The following is a 20,263-nucleotide window of genomic DNA, read 5'->3' as shown; positions in this document are numbered from 1 at the left end:
ATATTTGAAGGAACGAACATGGCTGATGGCAAAATCGTTCAGTGTATCGGCGCTGTGGTGGACGTAGAGTTTCCACGCAACGCGATGCCTAAGGTATTTGATGCCTTGAAGATGGCTGGCTCCGAGCTGACCCTGGAAGTACAACAACAGCTGGGTGACGGCGTGGTCCGTACCATTGCTCTGGGTTCGTCCGACGGCCTGCGCCGCGGCATGATGATCCAGAACACCGGCAAGCCGATCATGGTGCCAGTGGGTAAAGCTACCCTGGGTCGCATCATGGACGTGCTGGGCAACCCGATCGACGAATGCGGCCCGGTCGCTCACGACCAGATCGCCTCGATCCACCGCACTCCTCCTGCATACGACGAACTGTCGCCGTCGCAGGACCTGCTGGAAACTGGCATCAAGGTGATTGACCTGGTCTGCCCGTTCGCAAAAGGCGGTAAGGTCGGTCTGTTCGGCGGTGCAGGTGTGGGCAAGACCGTGAACATGATGGAACTGATCAACAACATCGCTAAAGCGCACTCGGGTCTGTCCGTGTTCGCCGGCGTTGGCGAGCGTACCCGCGAAGGTAACGACTTCTACCACGAAATGGCTGACGCCAAAGTAGTTGACCTGGAAAACCCGGCCAACTCGAAAGTAGCGATGGTCTACGGTCAGATGAACGAACCACCTGGTAACCGTCTGCGCGTCGCGCTGACCGGCCTGACCATGGCGGAAGCGTTCCGTGACGAAGGCAAGGACGTTCTGTTCTTCGTCGATAACATCTACCGCTTCACCCTGGCCGGTACCGAAGTATCCGCACTGCTGGGCCGTATGCCTTCCGCAGTGGGTTACCAGCCTACCCTGGCCGAAGAAATGGGCCGTCTGCAAGAGCGCATCACCTCGACCAAGACCGGTTCGATTACCTCGATCCAGGCCGTCTACGTTCCAGCGGATGACTTGACCGACCCATCGCCAGCGACCACCTTCGGTCACCTGGATTCGACCGTCGTTCTGTCGCGTGACATCGCCTCGCTGGGTATCTACCCTGCGGTGGACCCACTGGATTCGACCTCGCGTCAGCTGGATCCGCTGGTCGTCGGCCAGGAGCACTACGACACCGCGCGCGCTGTTCAGGGCACCCTGCAGCGCTACAAGGAACTGCGCGACATCATCGCGATTCTGGGTATGGACGAACTGGCGCCGGAAGACAAGCTGCTGGTATCGCGCGCACGTAAGATGCAGCGTTTCCTGTCGCAGCCGTTCCACGTTGCTGAAGTGTTTACCGGTTCGCCAGGTAAATACGTTTCGCTGAAAGATACGATCAAGGGCTTCAAAATGATCGCTTCCGGCGAACTCGATCACCTGCCAGAACAAGCGTTCTACATGGTCGGCACGATCGACGAAGCTATCGAAAAAGCCAAGAAGCTCAACTAATCATTGAGTTTCGATTGCGGCCCCGCGCGAGCGGGGCCGCATCACACCGACAGGACACACATGGCAAACACTATTCACGTTGACGTGGTTTCCGCCGAGGAGTTGATCTACTCGGGCGAAGCCGAATTCGTCGCGTTGCCGGGCGAGCAGGGCGAGCTGGGGATCTACCCCAAGCACACGCCGCTGATCACCCGCATCCGTCCGGGCGCGGTGCGCATCCAGGTACCAGGTCAAGCCGAGGAAGAATTTGTCTTCGTCGCGGGCGGCCTGCTGGAAGTGCAGCCAGGCGCCGTGACGGTGCTGGCGGATACCGCGATTCGCGGCAAGGATCTGGACGAAGCCAAAGCGGCAGCGGCCAAGAAACGTGCCGAAGAAGCGCTGGCCAACAACACCTCCGGTATCGACTACGCAAAAGCGCAAGCCGAACTGGCAGCGGCCATCGGCCAGCTGGCGGCGATCGCCAAACTGCGCGCCAAGCATTAAGCACTAAGCAACGCACAGCATCACAGCAAAAAGGCAGCCTCGGCTGCCTTTTTTTATGGCCGTCGTGTTTTTGCAAATAGTGAGAATTGAAGAGTTTTTGCTAAGCAATTACGTGTAACTTCGCAACTACAGAGAACGCCTCGATCCAGGCCTAAAAAACGCCAACATTTCTCTCGGCTTGCTGCGGCAGTAAGGCCGGTCTGGCGCCATCGTACTTTAGTATTCCACCCCTTTTACGTTGAAATGCCATGACGTTGCCTACAACTGAATCACGCCTGTCTACTGGTATCCCCGGATGCGATGAAATTCTTTGTGGCGGCTTCGTTCGCGAGCGAAGCTACCTGATCACCGGCGCGGCCGGCGCAGGCAAAACCATCTTCTCGTTGCAATGGTTGCGGGACGGCCAACGTGCGGGCGAGCGATGCATGTATATCACGCTGGCCGAACCAGGCCATGAGATCGCCCGCAACGTGGCCGGTTTTGGCTGGAGTCTTGACCGTATCGACGTTGTGGACCTGTCGCCGGCCGGCGATGAACTCATCGACAATCCCGGCGAGTATCATATATTCCCGCCCAGCGAGGTCGAGAGCGTGCCGGTCTGGAAGGCCATTTTCCAGGCAGTGCTTGAGAAGCGGCCCCAGCGTCTCGTAATCGACTCGGTGACCCAGCTGCGGTTTCTTGCCACCGACGCCTACCAGTTCCGCAAGAACATCCTTAGCCTCATCAATTTTTTGAATAAGTCAGGCGTCACGTCGCTGCTGGCGTTCGACCCCAATGAATTGGAACGTGATTCATCCGTTGTGCTGGCCGTTGATGGTGCCATTCATCTGCATTCGAGCATTTCCAACAGCCTTGCGATCGGATTGCGCAGCATCCAGATTGACAAGTTGCGCGGGTCCGGTTTCCTTTCAGGGCTGCATCCGTTGCGCATCAACGATTCGGGCATCACGATATTCCCACATAGAATTGAACACAGCAGCACCAACGATGCTGGCTGGCATATGGTCTCGTCCGGCATCCATCAATTCGACGAGCTGTTGGGTGGCGGCCTGGAGTCCGGCACCACCACACTGCTGACAGGTCCCACCGGAACCGGCAAGAGCACGCTCGGCGCGCAGTTCGCCGGACATTTCGCTAAAACAGGACGTGCGGTCATTTTCACATTCGAGGAGCCGGCCCACTTTATCGCCGCCCGCAGCCGCGCCATCGGGGTGCCCCTGGATCATGTGCTGGCATCCGGAGCACTCAAGATCGTACGCATCAATCCCCTCGAACTTTACCCGGATGAATTCCTTGCCGTCGTCCGTCAGGCGGTAGAGATCGACGGCTGCGGGATGGTCATGATCGACAGCCTGCGTGGTTATGAGCTTGCCATGGAAGAATTCGGCAAGCCGCAAGCGCACATTCATAATCTGGTTAGCTACCTGTCACGCAAGCTGGTCACCACCATATTAATCAACGAGGTTGAGCACATTACCAGTACCAGCCTGAAGGCCACCGACCTCGGGGTCAGCCATCTGGCGGACAACATCGTGCTCCTGCGCTACGCCGAATACCAGGGCAAACTGACCAAGATGGTCAGCTGCCTGAAGAAGCGCACCGGCTCCTTCGAGCCCGAACTGCGCCAGCTGGAAGTGAGCGCCGAAGGTATCCGGATCAGCGAAAAGCTGGAGCACCTGCAAGGCATCCTGAGCGGCTTGCCCTCATCCACAAGGGACGAGCGTGCGTCATGAAGCGTCTGCAGAGGACAGCAATCATAGGGCTGTGCATTGCGGATGCGGCGGATCGAAGCCTGCTAGCCGAGTTTCTCGGCCAGACCGGCTATGTGATCCAGATGCTGGATGCTCCGGATTTCCCGACGAGCGATTCAGCCTGGTCCTTAATTATTGCCGATGAGATTTCGGCCCGCCGCCACGCCCAAGTGATTTTCGGCTTGAGACAAGCGGCGCTGCCGCTATATTTGCCAGTACTGCTGACCCTGGGCGGAACCGCGCGCGCGACGCCATGGCTGCGCGTCGGCTTCGATGACGTGCTGCGCCTGCCACTCAGCAAAGACGACCTGCTCGCACGGCTGGAAGCGTTTCTGAGGTTGCGGCAGCATTCGGAAATAGCACGCAACGAAAGCGCACGCAACTACAGAGCCACATTCGATCTCGCCCCGGTGGGGATCGTGCATCTCGCTAGTGACGGCCGTCTGCTGCAGGCGAACTCGCGCTTTCGCGATATGCTGGGCTATGCGGAGGATGAGCTCCTGGCGATGGGCATCGGCCAGTTGCTTGAGCCGGTCGACGCCACCGCCATCGCACCGATCATCGAAAAATTGCTTGCCGCTCCAGGCAGGGCCGTGCCGCCCCACGACCAATGCTTCAGGCGCAAGAGCGGCGCGACGATCTGGACCATACTCGCGCTGTCGGCGGTGCACAATAGCGAAGGAGAATTGCTGTACCTTATCGCTGCGGTCGAGGACATCACCACGCGCAAGCAGATGGAAGAGACGTTGAGCGAATCGCAGCGGTTTATCAAGTCAACGATCGACGCGCTCTCCATGCACATTTGCGTGGTGGATGAGAAGGGCGCCATCCTCGCCGTGAACAAGGCCTGGACGGATTTCGCGACCGCTAACGGTGCCCGTCATGGCGGTGCATGGTCGGGCATGGACTATGTGGCCATTTGCGGCGAAGTGCTCGGCTTGCGCGCCAACGATGCGGAGGTTTTCTCGGCAGGCATGCTCGCCGTGGCCAGCTGCCATCGCGACGAGTTCAGCATGGAGCACTATTGCAGCTCGCCGGCGGGGCCGCACTGGTTCCGCGCGAAGGTGACGCGTTTTCCCGGCGACGGGCCGACACGCTTCGTCATCGCGCATGAAAACATTACCCAGGCGAAGCGGGCAGAGACCGAATTGCGTTACCTCGCCGAGTACGACACCCTGACCGGGCTGCCGAACAGGATACTATTGCGGGATCGCTTGCAGCAAGCCATCGCGCTTGCGAACCGGTACGGGCATCGGGTGTGGGTGATGTTCCTCGACCTCGACCGGTTCAAACTGGTCAACGACACGATGGGGCACAAGGCTGGCGATGATCTCCTTGAGATATTTTCCGAGCGGCTGGTCTCCGTCATGCGAGAAACGGATACCGCGGCGCGATTCGGAGGAGATGAGTTCATCGTGATTCTGACCGAACACGGCGAAGACAACATCAGCGGCATCTTGAGACGGATTCTCGCTGCCGTGGGAAAACCGCTGCTGGTCGGCGACCAGGAGTTCGTCATGACCGTCAGTGCCGGCATCGCGGTGTATCCCGACGACGGCATGGAGCCGGATGCCCTGGTCGATCATGCGGACATCGCCATGTACCGGGCGAAGGAACTGGGCCGCAATAACTATCAGTTTTATACAGCTGCCATGAACGAAGCGGTGCTCGAACGAGTGCAGCTGGAGCATCATCTGCGCAGGGCGCTGGAGCGCAAGGAGTTCGTGCTGCATTACCAGCCCCAGGTCGACCTCAGAACCGGACGGATCGTCGGGATGGAAGCGCTGATCCGCTGGCAGCACCCGGTAAGGGGGCTGGTCATGCCCGGCAGTTTTATCTCGGTGGCGGAGGACACGGAATTGATCGTCCCGATCGGCGCCTGGGTCATCCGCACCGCCTGTTTGCAGCACAAGGCGTGGGAACGCGCAGGACTGGGGCAGGTGCGCATTGCCGTGAATTTGTCGGGGCGTCAGTTTGTGCAGGAGTCCCTGGTACGGTCGATTGCCGGCATCCTCGAGGAAACCGGTATGGCGCCGCACTTCCTGGACATCGAATTGACCGAGACCATCATCATGACGGAGGTCTCGCAAGCTGTCACCATTCTTCGCGATCTCAAATCGCTCGGCGTCCAGCTGTCGATCGATGATTTCGGCACCGGCTACTCGAGCCTTTCCTACCTGAAGCGCTTTCCCATCGACGTGCTCAAGATTGATCAGTCGTTCGTACGCGACTTGATTATCGACCAGGGTAACACCGCGATCGCGAATGCGATCGTGTCATTGGCCCACAGCCTGGGAATCAAGGTGATTGCCGAAGGTGTCGAAACGGAGTTGCAGTGCGACTACCTGAGCCGAAACATGTGCGACGAGATACAAGGCTATTGGTTTTCCAGACCGTTGCCGGCTGAAGAGATCGACGTCTTGCTACGCTCGAACCGGCAGCTGCCGCCCCATCTCCTGCGTATGCAGGTCCCGCCCAGAACCTTATTGCTCATCGACGATGACCCCCACATCATGTCGGCGCTCAAGCGGGAGTTGCGCGCCGAGCGATATAAGATCCTGGCCGCACACAGCGGTCAAGGAGGACTGGAACTGTTAGCGACGAATAAAGTTGATGTGATTTTGGTTGACCAGCGGATGCACGGCATGACCGGGGTCGAATTTTTGCGCAAAGCAAAGCTTACGCATCCGGATACGGTGCGGATTGTACTTTCGGGCTACACGGAATTGCAGTCGGTCACCGACGCCATTAACGAAGGTTCGATCTTCCGATTTCTTACCAAGCCGTGGGAGGAAGACCAGTTGCGCAGGAATCTGGACGAGGCATTCCAGTACAAGGAAAGCGCGGACGAAAACCGACGCCTCAGTTTGAAAATACAAACAGCAAACTTTGAATTGGCAGAAAGCAATCGGAAGCTCGAGGCGGCGCTTCAACAGCAGCGTGAACAGGTGACCTGAGCGAACTTCAGGGCACCTTGACCAAACACGCAATCAAGACTCACTGAGCCAAGACGCCTCAAGCTACCAAAGATTTTTTCCGTCGATGACGTCGATGCGGGCCGAGGCCGCGTCGAAATTATCGAAAAGACGGGCGTTGACGCCGATCCGGCGGGTTTGCTGGTCCCAGCTGCCGTCCAGCTCGAACGCCGGGCTATCGGAATAGGTCGCGCAGCCGCAGTGGGCGCAAAAATGGTGGGCCACCAGCTTGGTCTGCCAGCGATAAACGCCATCGTCGGGTGCCGCCGACGTCACGTGAAACTGGGCGGGCTGGTAATACGCCAGCAGCGCGCCGCGCTTGGCGCAGAACGAGCATGTGCAACGGGTCAGTGCGTCGGGAATCTCGCCCTCGATACGAAACGTGGTCTTCCCGCAGTGGCAACTTCCTGTGATCGACATAGGGTTCTCCTTTGTCATGGTTAGTTGGGGGGGCGGAACGTCAGCAGCGCAGCCGATATTCCGTGGGGCTCATCCCTTCGGTCCGCCGGAATGCGGCGGCGAAGGCGGATGAGGTCTGATAGCCGACCGCCAGCGCGACCTGGGTCAGCGGAATCGAATGATCGGCCACCAGTGCGCGGGCGCGCGCCATGCGCTGGGTCAGCAGCCACTGGTGTGGCGTCAAGCCGGTGCTGCGGCGGAATGCGGTGCAGAAGTAAAAGCGCGACAAGCCGGCCAGCTTGGCCAGATCGTCCAGCCGGACTTCTTCATCAAGCCGCTCCTGCAAATATTCCGTCACGCGGCGGACCTGCCAGTTCGCCAGGCAACCTTGGGCGCGCTTGCCTTTGTCGCGGCAGGTGGTCGAGTGGGCGCGCACCAGATGCATACACAGCAGATCGACCGCCTGTTCGACAAACAGGCCGTTGCCGGCGTCGTCGCGGCAGGCTTCGGAGGAAAGGATTTCCAGCAAGGCACTGGCGGTGGGATCGGGCAATGCCACCCGGTCCAGCAGCTGTACCGCCGGGCCGCGATGGCCGGTCGCCTCGGCGCAGGTTTGCAGGCGTGCATCCGAAAAATAAACATGCGACACCTCGATCGCGCCGGCGATCATCCAGGCCGCCTCGTGGCCGCTGGGGATCAGCGTGATCGACTTCTGCCGCGTGACCCCTTGCTGGTAGCTGGCACCGTCGCGCCATTCTATTCTTTGCGGTGCGCCGTAGTAGGTCATCACCACATGGTCCGCCATCGGCTCGACATGAGAGGTGAAGCCACTGTGGGCCCAACGTTCAGTGATGCAGGCGCCATGGCCACACACGTCGGGACGCAGGCGCGGCGCGACGTCGAGTACGCGATTCATCTCCTGCATGGCGCTGCGGTCCAGCATGGCGTGGTATCTCCATTGGCGACGACCTTGCAAGCATATCACTGCTTTACCCCGATCCAGCGCAAGCGTGACATGGCACAGGGCTCCAGCAGCAGCAGCTCGGCATGGGTGTCGAGTGCCGCCTCGGTCGCGCGCAGGGCAGGGTGCAGGGCAGCGAGCGCCTGCATGTTTTGCACGATGGCTATCCAGACGACGCAATCGGTATCGACCGCCTCCAGTAGGCCCGCCTCCACCACGCCGACGCCGTGGTAACGGCCCACGAGCTGGTCGACTCGCACGAAGCAGGCGCCGTGGAACAGATGGACCAGCACCACGCCGCGCGTGCAGCGAGGTTCGCGCAGCGGATCGGCGGGCGGCAGAAGAGGGAGGGCATGCATGCGATTCGGCGCCTGCAGCAGCATCGTCTGCTCGGCTTCCGGCGTTGCGGCCTGTGCTGTGCGTGCGCTGGCCGCGGTCGAATAAGCCCGCAGTGAAACATGATTGCCGCGTCGGCCAGCCTCGGTGAAGCAGCCGTATGCGGCGTCGTTGTGACAGGGCTGCAACCGTGGCGGGCCACGGTGCAGCACGATGATGGCAGGGGTTTTGTGTTCCATGCTGCGGCTCCTGACGCGGGTGGAAGTTTGGATTGCGTGGAGATTTTCACGTTAGCCAGACTTCCCTGCTGTTCGGGAGTTGTTGGAACTATTCCGAAATTGCTGCTTCGGAAAGAGGACCTTATCGCTTGCCGAGCTTATCCTTCGAGCGGGCCACGGCGGCGCGCTGCATCACCTTCCACTTGGCGACTTCGGCGATGCGGTCCAGCGGGGTTTGCCGGCTGCGGCGTGCCTCGCGCAGCAGTTTGTGGTAGTTCAGCAGACGATCCTCATCCACCGCGCCACGCACCGCGCAACCGGGCTCGCCGGCGTGACGGCAATCGCGGAACTGGCATTGCGCCGCCAGCGCGTCGATGTCCTCAAAGGCGGCCGTCAGGCTGGCCTCATCGGCATCGGGCTGCCAGCTGCGCAGGCCGGGCGTGTCGATGATGCAGGCGCCGCCGGCGCACAGGTGCAGCGAGCGCGACGTGGTCGTATGCCGGCCGCGTCCATCTCCCTTGCGCACGCCGCCGGTTTGCTGGCCGGCCTGCGTCAGCGTGTTGGTCAGCGTGGATTTGCCCGCGCCTGAGGAGCCCAGCAACACCAGCGTCTGCCCCACGTCCAGCCACGGCGCCAGTTGCAGCGCCGCGTCGTCGCTGAGCGCGTTCACGGCCAGCAGCGGAATGCTGGCGGGCAGGCGCTGCCGCAGCAGCGCCATGCGTTCATCCACCTCGTCGCCGATGTCGGCCTTGCTCATCACCACCACCGGCTCCACGCCCGCAGTCTTGACGATGGCGAGGTAGCGCTCCAGCCGGCGCGGATTGAAGTCGTGATCCAGGCCCATCACCAGCAGCGCCGTATCGATGTTGCTGACCAGGCTGTGATGGCGGCCGTCGTTGCCGCGCCGGGCGATGTGGGTGGTGGGCGGCAGCAGCGCGCTGAGCCAGCGTTCGTCATGCGCCGGCGTGGTGCTGAGTACCCAGTCGCCGACGGCCAGCGCTTCGTCGTGCAGCGCCGGCAGCACGCGGGCGCGGAACTCGGCCTGGCCGTCGTGCACGGTGAGCCAGTCGCGCTGGATTTCGGTGATGCGCACCAGCCGGGCGTTGGCCGGTGCGTCGTGGAAAAGATAAAGCTGGCTGGCGATGGTTTGCGTTAAGCCGATAAGGCGCAGCGATTCAAAATCGATGTCGATCATGGTGTATGTGTTTCCTGATTCCGGTAAGACGAGCAAGACCCTTCGCGAAAAAGCGAATAGGTGGCGAATACGGGAAGTCAGCTGCGCGAGTACGCGCGGATCAACACACTACAAAAGGGAGTCCCGACGTAATCAGGCAGCCGACAGGAGGGCAGTATCTACTTGGCGCATTTTATGGTCTCCTGTGGTTTGGGTAAGGCGCACAGTGTCGCACTGGATGATGGTGCCGTCAATTGTCTTCATACTTCCTGAGGCTGGTTGGCGATGGCGATCAGCGCTTCGGGGTGGCGGAGGGCGATGGCGATCAGGGTCCGTACCGCACCGACCGGCGGATTGCGGTCTTGCTCCCAGCTTTCCAGGGTGTTGACGGAAATGCCGAACAAGGCCGCGAACTGCTCCGGTGTCAGGCCGGTATTTTGTCGTGCGGCGATCAAGGGGGAATAGACCACGCGTCCAAGTCCCGCTCGCATTTGCTCGCCGGCTTGCAGTAACTCAGCAGCCAAGTCCCGGGTAGCCTCAAAGGCTACGAGCTCTTCATCGCTGAGAGGTAATTTGCTATTCGTAGACACGGCGAATTTCCCTTAATGCTGCGCTGGACAGAGATGCAGTATCTGCCTTGGCGTATAGCGTCAACAAAACAATCTCATTTGCGGAGTTACGGGTAAAGTAAATTACTCTCACTCCAGCTGATTTTCCTGATCCTGCACGCCGCCAACGGACCTTGCGAACACCTCCCGTTCCCGGAATCACGTCACCAGCCGACGGATGCGTGGAGATGTATGCCGCAAAGGCCCCCCGTTCGTCCTCGCTCCAATAGAGAGGCCAGCGGCTTTGGAACAGCGGCGTTTCAATGACGGTGTACATGAAACGACTGTACCTTCAGGAAGTATAGTCGATTTGGCGTAGCGTCAAAGGCCGTAGCTCTTCGTGAGTTCGCTGGCAGGCTATGTTTTGCTCAGTCCCCGAATTCAGCCCTCTACAATGGTTTTAGGTTCCAGGAACGCTTCCAGCCCGAACACGCCGAACTCCCTGCCGATCCCCGATTGCTTGACGCCGCCAAATGGCGCCAGCAGTTCGGGCACGATGCGGTTGATCAGCAACTGTGCCGGCCTCCAGTCGTTCGGCGATCCGCAGCGCGCGCTGCGTCTGCGACGTGAACACATAGGCCTGCAAGCCGTAATCGGAGTCGTTGGCGATACGAATCGCTTCTTCCTCGTCGCCGTAGCCGATCACGGACAGTACCGGTCCGAAAATCTCTTCCCGCGCGATGTCCATGTCGTTGCGCACATTGACGAACACGGTTGGCCTGACAAAGAATCCCAGCTCCAGGCCCGCATCCAAAGCCGCCGGCTTGCCTTCGCCACCGGCGATCAGCGTGGCGCCTTGCTCAAGGCCGCGCCGGATGTAATGCTGCACGCGCTCATACTGGGCACGGCTGGCAAGCGGCCCGATGTCCGTATCCGGATCGCGCGGATCGCCGACGCGCATGCCCGCCACGATGGCGCGCAGGCGCTCGCTGATCTCGTCCATGCGGGCGCGCGGCACCAGCAGGCGGCTGCCCGCGACGCAGGCCTGGCCGTTGTTCATGAATGCCGCGTTGACCGCCAGCGGTAACGCGTTCGCCAGGTCGGCGTCGTCGAGCAGGATCGAGGCGGACTTGCCGGTCAGCGCCAGGCTGACCCGCTTCATGGTTTCGATGCCGGCGCGCGCGATCAGCTTGCCGGTGGCGGTCGATCCGGTAAATGAAATCTTGGCGATGTCGGGATGCCTGCTGAGCTCGTCACCCACGTCGCTACCCTGGCCGAGGAGAATGTTGAAGACACCGGGCGGCAGGTCCGCTTCGTGCAGCGCTTCGGCCACCACCTGCGCCTGGATCGGGCCCAGTTCGCTGGGCTTGATCACGGAGGCGCACCCGGCCGCGAGTGCTGACGCGAGTTTGCTGCAGATGGAACCGGCTGCGCTGTTCCACGGCGCGATCAGCGCGGCCACGCCGACCGGCTGCATCAGCACGGCCGCCTCGCCGATGCGCCGGACCGGTTCATGCCGGGCCAGCGCATCGGCTGTGTTGGCAAAGCACTGCGACGCATACTGACTGATCCACTGGGCACGCGCCACGGGGCCGCCATATTCTTCGATCGTGACATCACGGATGCGGTCGGTGTGCGCCAGCACGGCGGCTTGCAGGCGCCGCAGCATGGCGATGCGCTCGTCCTTGCTGGCGTGCCGCAACCCGTCCTGCGCCCGCTTGGCCGCGGTGATGGCGCGCCGCGCGTCCTCGCGGCTGGCCAGGGTGGCGGTGCCGATGGTTTGCCCGGTGGCCGGGTTCACGCTTTCCACCACACGGTCACCCTGCAGGAGCACGAAGGCGCCGTCGATATAGGCGTGGTCGATTTTCCACGCCGGGGTTGGCTGATTGTTCATGGCAGGCCTCATTGCGCCGCAGCGGCTTCTTCGATCAGCTTTGCCACCGCATCCGGATGCGACACCATCACCACGTGCGACGCCCCTTTGATTTCAACGACATCTTTCGCGCCCGCGCGTTTGGCCATGAAGCGGAAGGCTTGCGGCGGAATGTTGCGGTCGGCGCCGCCGTACACGAAATATGATGGCAACTGCTTCCAGGCCGTGCCGGTCGCCGGTTCGTCCAGCGCGGCCACGGCAATGGGACGCTGGCCGGCCGCCATCAGGGTCGCTTGGGCCGCCGGGACATCGGCCGCGAACTGGTCGTGGAATTTGTCCTGGCGGATGTACAGGTCCTTGCCGTCGTCCAGCGCGACCGGATCGGCCAACGCCTGGCCCAGCGTGCTGCCCGGGAACTTGTTGGCCAGGCCAGCGACGGTTTCACCTTGCTCGGGCGCGAAGGCCGCCACATACACCAATGCCTTCACCTCCGGATTACCCTCCGCCGCCTTGGAAATCACCATGCCGCCGTAAGAGTGGCCGACCAGCACCACCGGTCCCTTGACCGCATGGATCGCGCTGGCGGCGTAGCTTGCATCCGCGCCGATGCCGCGCAGCGGATTGGCCACGCTCAGGATGGGATAACCCTTGCCGGCGAGCTTCTTCACCACGCCATCCCAGCTGCTGGAATCGGCGAAGGCGCCGTGCACGAAAACGATGGTGGGTTTGGCTGGCGAGCCCTGTACCGCAGTGATGGCGCCTTCGGCATGTGCCGTTGGCAGTGTGGTGGCGAATACAGCGCCGGCGGCGAGGGTGATGGCGGACAGCAGTTTGGTGGCTTTCATGATTTTCCTTTTGATTGGTGGTGTGATGGCGGATTACAGGTGATCGACTTCGATCACGGCATTGGCAAAAGCGCGCGGCGCTTCTTGCGGCAGGTTGTGGCCGACGCCGCCCGAGATGAGTTCATACTTGTACTTGCCGGTAAAGCGCTTCGCATACGCTGCCGGTTCTGGGTGCGGCGCGCCGTTGGCGTCGCCTTCCATCGTGATGGTGGGCACTGTGATGGCGGGCAATTGCGCGAGGCGTGCTTCCAGGCCGGCGTACTGCGCTTCGCCCGAGGCGAGGCCGAGCCGCCAGCGGTAGTTATGCACGGTGATGGCGACGTGGTCCGGATTGTCCAGGGATGCGGCGCTGCGGTCGAACAGGGCATTGTCGAAGTGCCATTGCGGCGAAGCGGTTTGCCAGATCAGCTTGGCGAAATCGTGGCGGTTCTTTTCATAGCCGGCCTGGCCGCGCTCGGTGGCGAAGTAAAACTGGTACCACCATTGCAGTTCGGCGCTTGGTGGCAGCGGTTGCTTGCCTGCTTCCTGGCTGCCGATCAGGTAGCCGCTCACCGAGACCAGTCCCTTGACCCGCTGCGGCCACAGCGCCGCCACGATGTCGGCGGTGCGCGCACCCCAGTCATAACCGGCCAGGACGGCCTTGTCGATCTTCAGCGCATCCATCAGCGCCACCACGTCGGCGGCTAGTGCGGCCGGCTCGCCGTTGCGGACCGCGTTGGCGTCGAGGAAGCGGGTGGTGCCGTAGCCGCGCAGGTGCGGCACGATCACGCGGTAGCCGGCTTTGGTCAGCAGGGGCACCACGTCGACATAGCTGTGGATGTCGTAAGGCCAGCCGTGCAGCAGGATCACAACAGGGCCGTTGGCCGGACCCTCATCCACGTAGCCAACGTTCAGCACGCCGGCGTTGACTTGCTTGATCGCTGCAAAGGGCTGCTGATGCTCTTGTGCCATGGCTGGCAGGGAGAATTGTGCGGTGATGGCGGCTGCGGCGGCGACTGCGAGGATGCGGGTGCGGACGTTGTTCATGGTTCACTCCTGGGTTGGTGGAAGGTTTGAAGCAATTTACTTATCGCGATAATCATTATGAACGTAAATATATACCAGTGGTTTGGACTTTTCAAGTACGATAATGATTATCTCGATAAATAAATTTTTGGAGTTCAAATGAGCAACGATGACAATGCCCGCAAGAACGTCGCGAAACTGGGTGATTTCATGTGCTTCGCGATCTACTCGACCAACCTTGCCTACTCACGCGTCTACAAGCCCGTGCTGGAGCAGCTCGGCCTGACTTACACGCAGTACGTCACCATCATTTGCTTGTGGGAAGAAGACCGGCAGACGGTCAAGGGACTCAGTGAAAAGCTGTTCCTGGAACCGAGCACGATGACGCCAATGCTCAAGCGTCTGGAAGCCATGGGCTATGTGCGCCGCGAGCGCGACACGGAAGACGAGCGCAGTGTGCGCGTGTCGCTGACCGACGCCGGGCGCGCGCTGCGTGAAAAAGCGTTTGATTACCGGGAAATCACGGCCAAGGCGGCAGGCCTGGCGCCTGATGAATTCAAGGCTTTGCAGAAGGCAGTGGTCAATTTACGGACCAACCTGATGGATGCGGCCGACCCGTCGTAGTCCTGATCCGCCATGTGCGCTCAAGCTTGCCGCTTGCAACTGCGGCGGTAATCGGCCGGCGGCTTGCCGACCAGTTTTTCAAAGTCGCTGGTGAAGTGGGCCTGGTCGTAATAGCCCAACGCCAGCGCCAGCGAGGCCAGGTCGATCTCGCTGCCATTCGACAGCTGGTCGGCCGCGTCCAGCAGGCGGTTGCGGCGTATCACCCATTTCGGCGTGGCGCCCACATATTCCTTGAACAGGATCTGCAGGCGGCGCACGCTGATGCCGGTGTGATCCGCCAGCTGCTGCACTTGCGTGATATCGGGATGGTGTTGGATCGCGTCCAGAATCTGCGCGATGCGCGCGGTCTGCGGATCGGGCGCGGGCAGGGCGCGGCGCAGGATGGCGCTGGCCGCCTCCACCATGCCGGCATCGTCGGCCGCCGTCAGCACGCTGCGCTCCGCCTCCGCGTCGTCGCAATCGAACAGCGCCGACAGCGGCAATACGCGATCCGTCACCGACTGCACCGGCTGCTTCAGGAAGCTGCGGAAGGCGCCCGGCAAAAAGCGCACGCCGAGGATGCGGCCGCTGCCCTTGAGCGTGTACTCGAAGGCCCCGGTCATCACACCGAACACCGCCGTGCGGCCGGCGTCGAACACCAGGTGGATGCAGGGCGAGGGCAGGGTGCGCTGCACGTGGACTACGCCGTCCGGCAACTGCCACGCCACCAGCCAGAAGTGCTCGATGAAAGGCGCCAGGTCCGGCGCCGGCAGGTAGCGTTCCAGCCGGAAGATTTTTTCCGCCGCAGCAGGATTGACCACGCCCTTGGGCCGGCTCGTCACGGTTTGCATACAGTGTTCGCGTTTTTACAAGACCACCATCATAGCAAGAGTTATCGTGGCGTTTCTTCACCATCGACAGGAGACTTACCATGGCACCACTGCTGACTTTGTACCATTGCCCGTATTCCCGTTCCACCGGCGTCATGACCTTGCTGGAAGAGTTGCACGCGCCCTACGACCTGCATGTGATGAACATGAAGAAGGGCGAGAACCGCGAGCCTGCCTACCTGGCCGTCAACCCGATGGGCAAGGTGCCGGCGATCCGCCACGGCGACGCCGTCATCACCGAACAGGTGGCGATCTACCTGTACCTGGCCGACCTGTTCCCGGACGCCAAACTGGCGCCGCCGCTGGGCGATCCGTTGCGCGGACCCTACCTGCGCTGGATGGCTTTCTACGGCAGCTGCTTCGAGCCGGCCATCGTCGACAAGTGGATGAAAAACAAGCCGGCCGACAAGACATCCTGCCACTACGGCGACTTCGACACCATGTTCAACACGCTGGTCGAACAGCTGTCCAAGGGCCCGTACCTGCTGGGCGAGCAGTTCAGCGCGCTGGACGTGCTGTGGGCCTCGGCGATGGGCTGGATGGGCGCCTACGAGCTCTTGCCCAAGCTGCCCGTGATCGAGCAGTACGTGGCCCGCGTCACCAGCCGTCCGGCTTTTGCCGCAGCCAACGCCAAGGACGGCGAACTGGCCGCCGCCCAAGCCGCTTAGCGCTTCAAAGTGCACACCCTCGAGAATTGCATATTGTCATCTTCTATTTCCTGAGTGATAATTTGCCGGACACTTGGTCCACGAGGGGAAATACATGAAGAGCATACTCGCTTTGACGGGCATCCTGGCAATGACCGGTTGCGCGTCGGTGATAGGCGAAAAGATGCAGCCGGTATCCGTGACAACGGTTTTCGAGAGCAAGGAAATCGCCGGCCTGGGCTGCACCCTGAGCAACGACGCCGGCAGCTGGTTCCTGACCAGCCCGGCAAGCGTGGTGGTCCACAAGAGCACCGGCGACCTGGCGATCGACTGCAAAAAGGACGCCTACTTCGGCAACGCGGCGGCGGTATCCAAGGCCAACGGCGCGGTGTGGGGCAATATCCTGGCGGGTGGCGTCATCGGCTACGTCGTCGACCGCAACACCGGCGCCGGCTTCAACTACCCGTCGAACATTGTGGTCACCGTGCGACAACTGGTCGCGCCCGCCACGACGGCCGGCCTGCCGGTGGAGGATGTGCCGCTCAAGCTGATGTCGCCGACCCAGAGCGCGGCCAGGGTCAACTGAGCGCGGGCGGCGCCCGCCGCACCGTGTTGATGCGGCTGGAAGCCGGCTGCAAGGCCGCTTCGATGATGGCGAGCGCTAACTCAGGCTGCGCGCTGCCGCACATGAAGATGTCGGCTGCGGCAAAGCCGCATTCGGGCCAGGTGTGGATCGAGATGTGCGATTCCGCCAGCAGCACCACGCCGGTCACGCCCAAACCCTCGCCGAAACCGTGAAAATGGCTGAACAGCACGCGCGCGTGCGCGGCCTCGGCGGCTGAGCGCAGCAGCGCTTCCAGCCCGGCGCAATTGCCCAGTTTTTCAGCAGCGATGCCGCTCAGGTCCGCCAGCACATGCGTGCCGGCCGGCTGGTGCACCACCTGCACGGCCGCCGGCTGCGGGAGCGCTTCGCGTTTCACTTGTGGCCTCCGCCGCCGGAGCCGCCGCCGTAACTGCCGCCGCCACCGCCGGTGTTCGAGCTCCAGGTGCTGCCCCGGTAGCTGCTGCCGTAGTTGCTGCCGCCGCTCATGGCGCGCATCCAGCTGCTGCCCGAGGTGACCACGGAAACGATGATCGCGTAGATGAAGAATTTGCTCATGACTTGTCCTCGTTATCCATAAACCAGGCGGGCAGGTAGATGGCCGCCGCGCCGACCAGGCTGAGGAACCAGGTGCCGGAGAAATTCATCAGCAACGGGATCGCATTAATCGCCAGCATGAACCAGATGATGTACTTGGCCATGTCGCGGTAGCGGCGGTTACCGCCACCCTTGGCCCCCGCAGGCGCGCCCACGCGGCCCTTGAACTTGTCGCCGAACCAGGCCTTGAGCTGGTCGGCCGGTACCGGCGAGGAGCGCGACCACGTCATCTCCTGGTCCGTGGTTTCGGACGCCAGCCGGATCTGGCCGGCGGAGAATTCCTCCACCCGCGTGCGGTCGCCCGCCGCCACCCGCCAGTTGAAGGCGCCGGCGGCAAAGGTCACCACCGAACCGTAATCGTAGAGGCGGGAAAACTGCGACTTATCCACAGTCACCGTCGGCGCGCCGGGCGTGTACCACGCCGGCCACTCGGCCATCACGTTGGCACCGGACCAGCCTTCGTCCGTCTCCACCAGCCACGAGAAGCCGGCGCGGGTGCCGTACATCAGGTACTCGTTCCACTGCGTGCCCTCGTCGTCGGCGCGGCGCATCATGCCGATGATGGTGAAGTCCTGGTTGTTGATGCGGGCGGTCGCGCCCAGTTCTATCGTCATCGGCACGGCGGCCACGCGCTCGCCGGCGGCCAGCACTTCGGCCTTCGGGCTAGCGGCGTCGATCTGCGCGTGGCAGGCCGGGCACACCAGCGTCGTCGTCACGCCGGGGATGTATTTGATCGCGCTGCCGCAGGACGGGCAATCGAGCGCATCGAGCTTGCCGCGATAACGGCCGGCCGCGCGCTGGATGGTGTCGTCGTCGCGCAGCAGCTGGCATTGCATGCTCTCCAGCGTGACGGACAGGCCGGTGTAGACCACGGGGCGCGGCGAATCCGAATAATCGAGCGTGATGAACTCGCCGCCACGGCGGAAGTCCGCTACCTTGGCCTGGTAACCTTCGCCGACCTTGAACGGCAGCTCGCCCTGGCCGCCGATGCAATCGGCGGTGCGGATTTCGGCGGCGATGTAGGGCGCGCCGTTGATCGGATAGGTGCGGCCCGGCTGCAGCTGCTCGAAGGCCGGCAGCTCGCCTTCGCCCTTGTACTGCGCGGTGACGGTGTACATGCCGGACGAATCGCCCAGCCACGAGGTGACGCCGTCGTCGAACAGCAGATACCACTCGTTCCACATGCCGGCCGAATAGCGCAGCTGGATGCGGCCGACCACCGTGAACGGGCGCTTGCCCAGCACCCCGGAGGTGCCGATCTGGATCGGCGAATAGTCCTCCAGCACGGACGACATCTTGCCCAGGTCCTTGACCGAGTCGGCGTCTTTGAGCACGCTGGTGCTGCAATACTCGCAGACAGCCATAACCGAGGCATGCGAGCGGAATTTGACTTCCGCGCCGCAGCTGGGACAGGAGACGATTTGCATGTAGTGCGCTTAACCGAGCAGTTTTTTCAGCAGTTCGGCCTTGGTGCTGTCGTAGTCGGTAGCCGTGATCAAGCCCTTGTCGAGCAGACCTTTGAGTTTTTCCAGCCGCGCCTCGATCGAGTCCTCGGCCGGTGCTGCGGCAGCGGGAGCGGGAGCAGCTTGCGGCGCCAGCGTCGAGCCGAGCGCCTGACCCATCGCCTGGCCCAGCTGCACGCCCGCGCCCAGGCCGACGCCGATGCCGGCCATGCCGCCCTCGTTCTGCGCCGCCAGCGGAATCGCGCTGGCCACCTGGTACTTGGTGAAGCCGGCCATCTTGTCGGCGCTCATGCCGCCCTTCATGCCGGCGGAGATGCGCTCGTCCAGCGCGGCCTGCAGTTCCTCCGGCAGGCTGACGCTGGCGACGTTGAATTCATCGAGGCCGATGCCGTAGCGGCCGAACGCCGTGGCCAGGTCGCCCTTGACCTGCTGCGCCATCAGCGCCTGGTTGGCCGCCATGTCGAGGAAGGGAACCTGTGCGCTGCCCAGCGAGCTGGCCATGGTGGCCATCAGGATGCCGCGCAGCTGGTCTTCCACCTCGTCGCGGGTGTAGGCCGCGCGGGTGCCGCTGATCTCCTTGAAGAACAGGCGCGGATCGGCCACGCGGTACGAGTACATGCCGAAGGCGCGCACGCGCACCATGTCGAAGTCCTTGTCGCGGATGGTGATCGGCTGCTGCGTGCCCCATTTGCGGCCGGTCTGCACGCGGGTGCTGAAATAATAGACATCCGACTTGAACGGCGAATCGAACAGCTTGTCCCAGTTTTTCAGGTTGGTCAGCAGCGGCAGGGTTTGCGTGGTCAGCTTGTGGGTGCCGGGGCCGAACACGTCGGCGACCTGGCCCTCGTTGACGAACACCGCCATCTGCGATTCGCGCACCACCAGCACGCCGCCGTTCTGGATCTCCTGGTCCTGCATCGGATAACGCCACGCCAGAACGCCGTCGACTTCCTCGTTCCACTGCAGTACGTCGATAAACTGCTTCTTGATAAAGCTGCCTAAGCCCATGATGGTCCTCGCTAATTAGGAAATGCAGGCGCCGTTGATGGCGCCGATGGAAATGGAGATGGCGCCCAGCAGGCCGCCGAAGGCCGCGTTGTTGCCCTCGATCTGGTCCTTCGCCATGTTCAGCACACGCGTGGTGATGGCATACGCCAGCATCTGCACCACCATCGCGCCGAGCGCCCAGGCGGAGAACTCGCGATAATCGGCAGTATGCACCAGCGCCGAGGCGATGGTGACGGAAAAACCTATCAAGGCCCCGCCCAGCGATAGCGCCGCGGCGAAATTCCCCTGTCGTATCAGCAGCACCTCGTCGAAAGGTGTCATCCACGTGTAGGCTTTGAAAAATACCGCCAGCAGCACGGCGGCCAGCAAAAGGTGAATCAGGTAGTTTAGGATGGCGGGCACGGCGCACCTTGGGTTAAAGTGGTTGACTTGCTAACGCCCAAACATATTAGTGCAAAAATAGCTAA

Annotated in this window: 20 protein-coding genes and 1 pseudogene; 7 read left to right on the top strand and 14 right to left on the bottom strand. The window is 62.0% G+C overall.

Annotation, left to right across the window (positions count from 1 at the left end):
* Positions 1-18 precede the first annotated feature (18 nt).
* The 4 genes from atpD (at position 19) to ACEN9O_RS08805 (ending at position 6,610) form a co-directional block, all read left to right on the top strand.
* Entirely contained in the window at positions 19-1,419 is a 1,401-nt protein-coding gene (atpD, locus tag ACEN9O_RS08820) for a F0F1 ATP synthase subunit beta (protein ID WP_117012360.1), read from the top strand.
* A gap of 60 nt (positions 1,420-1,479) precedes the next feature.
* Entirely contained in the window at positions 1,480-1,902 is a 423-nt protein-coding gene (locus tag ACEN9O_RS08815; RefSeq protein ID WP_008443442.1) for a F0F1 ATP synthase subunit epsilon, read from the top strand.
* Between the two features lie 248 nt (positions 1,903-2,150).
* Positions 2,151-3,635: an ATPase domain-containing protein gene (locus ACEN9O_RS08810; protein WP_495617194.1), complete on the top strand. Its 1,485-nt coding sequence runs from the start codon at positions 2,151-2,153 to the stop codon at positions 3,633-3,635.
* Positions 3,632-6,610 (top strand): EAL domain-containing protein, encoded by a 2,979-nt coding sequence (locus tag ACEN9O_RS08805; RefSeq protein ID WP_495617193.1) that lies wholly within the window; start codon positions 3,632-3,634, stop codon positions 6,608-6,610. Before ACEN9O_RS08810 ends, ACEN9O_RS08805 begins: the two co-directional genes overlap by 4 nt.
* Positions 6,611-6,673: 63 nt before the next feature.
* Here ACEN9O_RS08805 and ACEN9O_RS08800 read toward each other — a convergent pair whose 3' ends face one another.
* From ACEN9O_RS08800 to ACEN9O_RS08765, 8 genes and pseudogenes are all read right to left on the bottom strand, one after another.
* Positions 6,674-7,048, bottom strand: a complete 375-nt coding sequence (locus tag ACEN9O_RS08800) for a GFA family protein (protein ID WP_495617192.1) — start codon at positions 7,046-7,048, stop codon at positions 6,674-6,676.
* A 40-nt stretch (positions 7,049-7,088) separates the two neighbouring features.
* Entirely contained in the window at positions 7,089-7,970 is an 882-nt protein-coding gene (locus ACEN9O_RS08795) for a helix-turn-helix transcriptional regulator (protein ID WP_495617191.1), read from the bottom strand.
* 38 nt (positions 7,971-8,008) lie between these two features.
* Entirely contained in the window at positions 8,009-8,563 is a 555-nt protein-coding gene (locus ACEN9O_RS08790; RefSeq protein ID WP_495617190.1) for a hypothetical protein, read from the bottom strand.
* Between the two features lie 121 nt (positions 8,564-8,684).
* Complete coding sequence (gene rsgA / locus ACEN9O_RS08785; RefSeq protein ID WP_495617189.1) at positions 8,685-9,737, bottom strand: ribosome small subunit-dependent GTPase A; 1,053 nt, start codon at positions 9,735-9,737, stop codon at positions 8,685-8,687.
* A gap of 239 nt (positions 9,738-9,976) precedes the next feature.
* The gene (locus ACEN9O_RS08780) at positions 9,977-10,207 is read right to left on the bottom strand and encodes a helix-turn-helix domain-containing protein (protein WP_495617188.1); all 231 of its coding nucleotides are present in this window, start codon (positions 10,205-10,207) and stop codon (positions 9,977-9,979) included.
* 498 nt (positions 10,208-10,705) lie between these two features.
* A pseudogene (locus tag ACEN9O_RS08775) lies at positions 10,706-12,158 on the bottom strand (aldehyde dehydrogenase family protein).
* A gap of 8 nt (positions 12,159-12,166) precedes the next feature.
* A complete protein-coding gene (locus ACEN9O_RS08770) occupies positions 12,167-12,982 on the bottom strand; it encodes an alpha/beta fold hydrolase (RefSeq protein WP_495617187.1) in 816 nt (271 codons plus the stop codon).
* A 33-nt stretch (positions 12,983-13,015) separates the two neighbouring features.
* Positions 13,016-14,008, bottom strand: coding sequence for an alpha/beta fold hydrolase (locus ACEN9O_RS08765; RefSeq protein WP_495617186.1), 993 nt, complete (start codon positions 14,006-14,008; stop codon positions 13,016-13,018).
* Positions 14,009-14,146: 138 nt separating this feature from the next.
* On the opposite strand from ACEN9O_RS08765, the gene ACEN9O_RS08760 reads away from it, so the two are divergent.
* A complete protein-coding gene (locus ACEN9O_RS08760) occupies positions 14,147-14,611 on the top strand; it encodes a MarR family winged helix-turn-helix transcriptional regulator (RefSeq protein WP_495617185.1) in 465 nt (154 codons plus the stop codon).
* A gap of 20 nt (positions 14,612-14,631) precedes the next feature.
* On the opposite strand, the gene ACEN9O_RS08755 is transcribed toward ACEN9O_RS08760, so the two are convergent.
* Positions 14,632-15,441 (bottom strand): AraC family transcriptional regulator, encoded by an 810-nt coding sequence (locus tag ACEN9O_RS08755; protein WP_495617184.1) that lies wholly within the window; start codon positions 15,439-15,441, stop codon positions 14,632-14,634.
* Between the two features lie 80 nt (positions 15,442-15,521).
* Here ACEN9O_RS08755 and ACEN9O_RS08750 point away from each other — a divergent pair, with 80 nt between their 5' ends.
* Positions 15,522-16,148 (top strand): glutathione S-transferase family protein, encoded by a 627-nt coding sequence (locus ACEN9O_RS08750; protein ID WP_495617183.1) that lies wholly within the window; start codon positions 15,522-15,524, stop codon positions 16,146-16,148.
* A gap of 94 nt (positions 16,149-16,242) precedes the next feature.
* A complete protein-coding gene (locus ACEN9O_RS08745) occupies positions 16,243-16,713 on the top strand; it encodes a hypothetical protein (protein ID WP_495617182.1) in 471 nt (156 codons plus the stop codon).
* Here the strand turns inward: ACEN9O_RS08745 and speD are convergent.
* Genes speD through ACEN9O_RS08720 form a run of 5 tightly spaced genes read right to left on the bottom strand, consistent with a single transcriptional unit; the run spans position 16,706 to position 20,198 of the window.
* Positions 16,706-17,107 carry an adenosylmethionine decarboxylase gene (speD, locus tag ACEN9O_RS08740; protein ID WP_495617181.1) on the bottom strand — a complete coding sequence of 134 codons (402 nt, stop codon included), beginning with the start codon at positions 17,105-17,107 and terminating at the stop codon, positions 16,706-16,708. The two genes, ACEN9O_RS08745 and speD, sit on opposite strands and share 8 nt — an antisense overlap.
* Positions 17,104-17,286: a hypothetical protein gene (locus ACEN9O_RS08735; protein ID WP_495617180.1), complete on the bottom strand. Its 183-nt coding sequence runs from the start codon at positions 17,284-17,286 to the stop codon at positions 17,104-17,106. The genes speD and ACEN9O_RS08735 overlap by 4 nt, the downstream gene beginning before the upstream one ends.
* Complete coding sequence (locus ACEN9O_RS08730) at positions 17,283-18,752, bottom strand: DUF4178 domain-containing protein (RefSeq protein WP_495617179.1); 1,470 nt, start codon at positions 18,750-18,752, stop codon at positions 17,283-17,285. The genes ACEN9O_RS08735 and ACEN9O_RS08730 overlap by 4 nt, the downstream gene beginning before the upstream one ends.
* A 9-nt stretch (positions 18,753-18,761) precedes the next feature.
* A complete protein-coding gene (locus ACEN9O_RS08725; RefSeq protein ID WP_495617178.1) occupies positions 18,762-19,796 on the bottom strand; it encodes an SPFH domain-containing protein in 1,035 nt (344 codons plus the stop codon).
* A gap of 15 nt (positions 19,797-19,811) precedes the next feature.
* Entirely contained in the window at positions 19,812-20,198 is a 387-nt protein-coding gene (locus ACEN9O_RS08720; protein WP_495617177.1) for a DUF350 domain-containing protein, read from the bottom strand.
* Positions 20,199-20,263: the final 65 nt, after the last annotated feature.

It is taken from the genome of Duganella sp. Dugasp78 (genome assembly GCF_059491455.1).
Note: the sequence above shows the minus strand (reverse complement) of the source record. Positions and strands in the feature narration are given on the sequence as shown.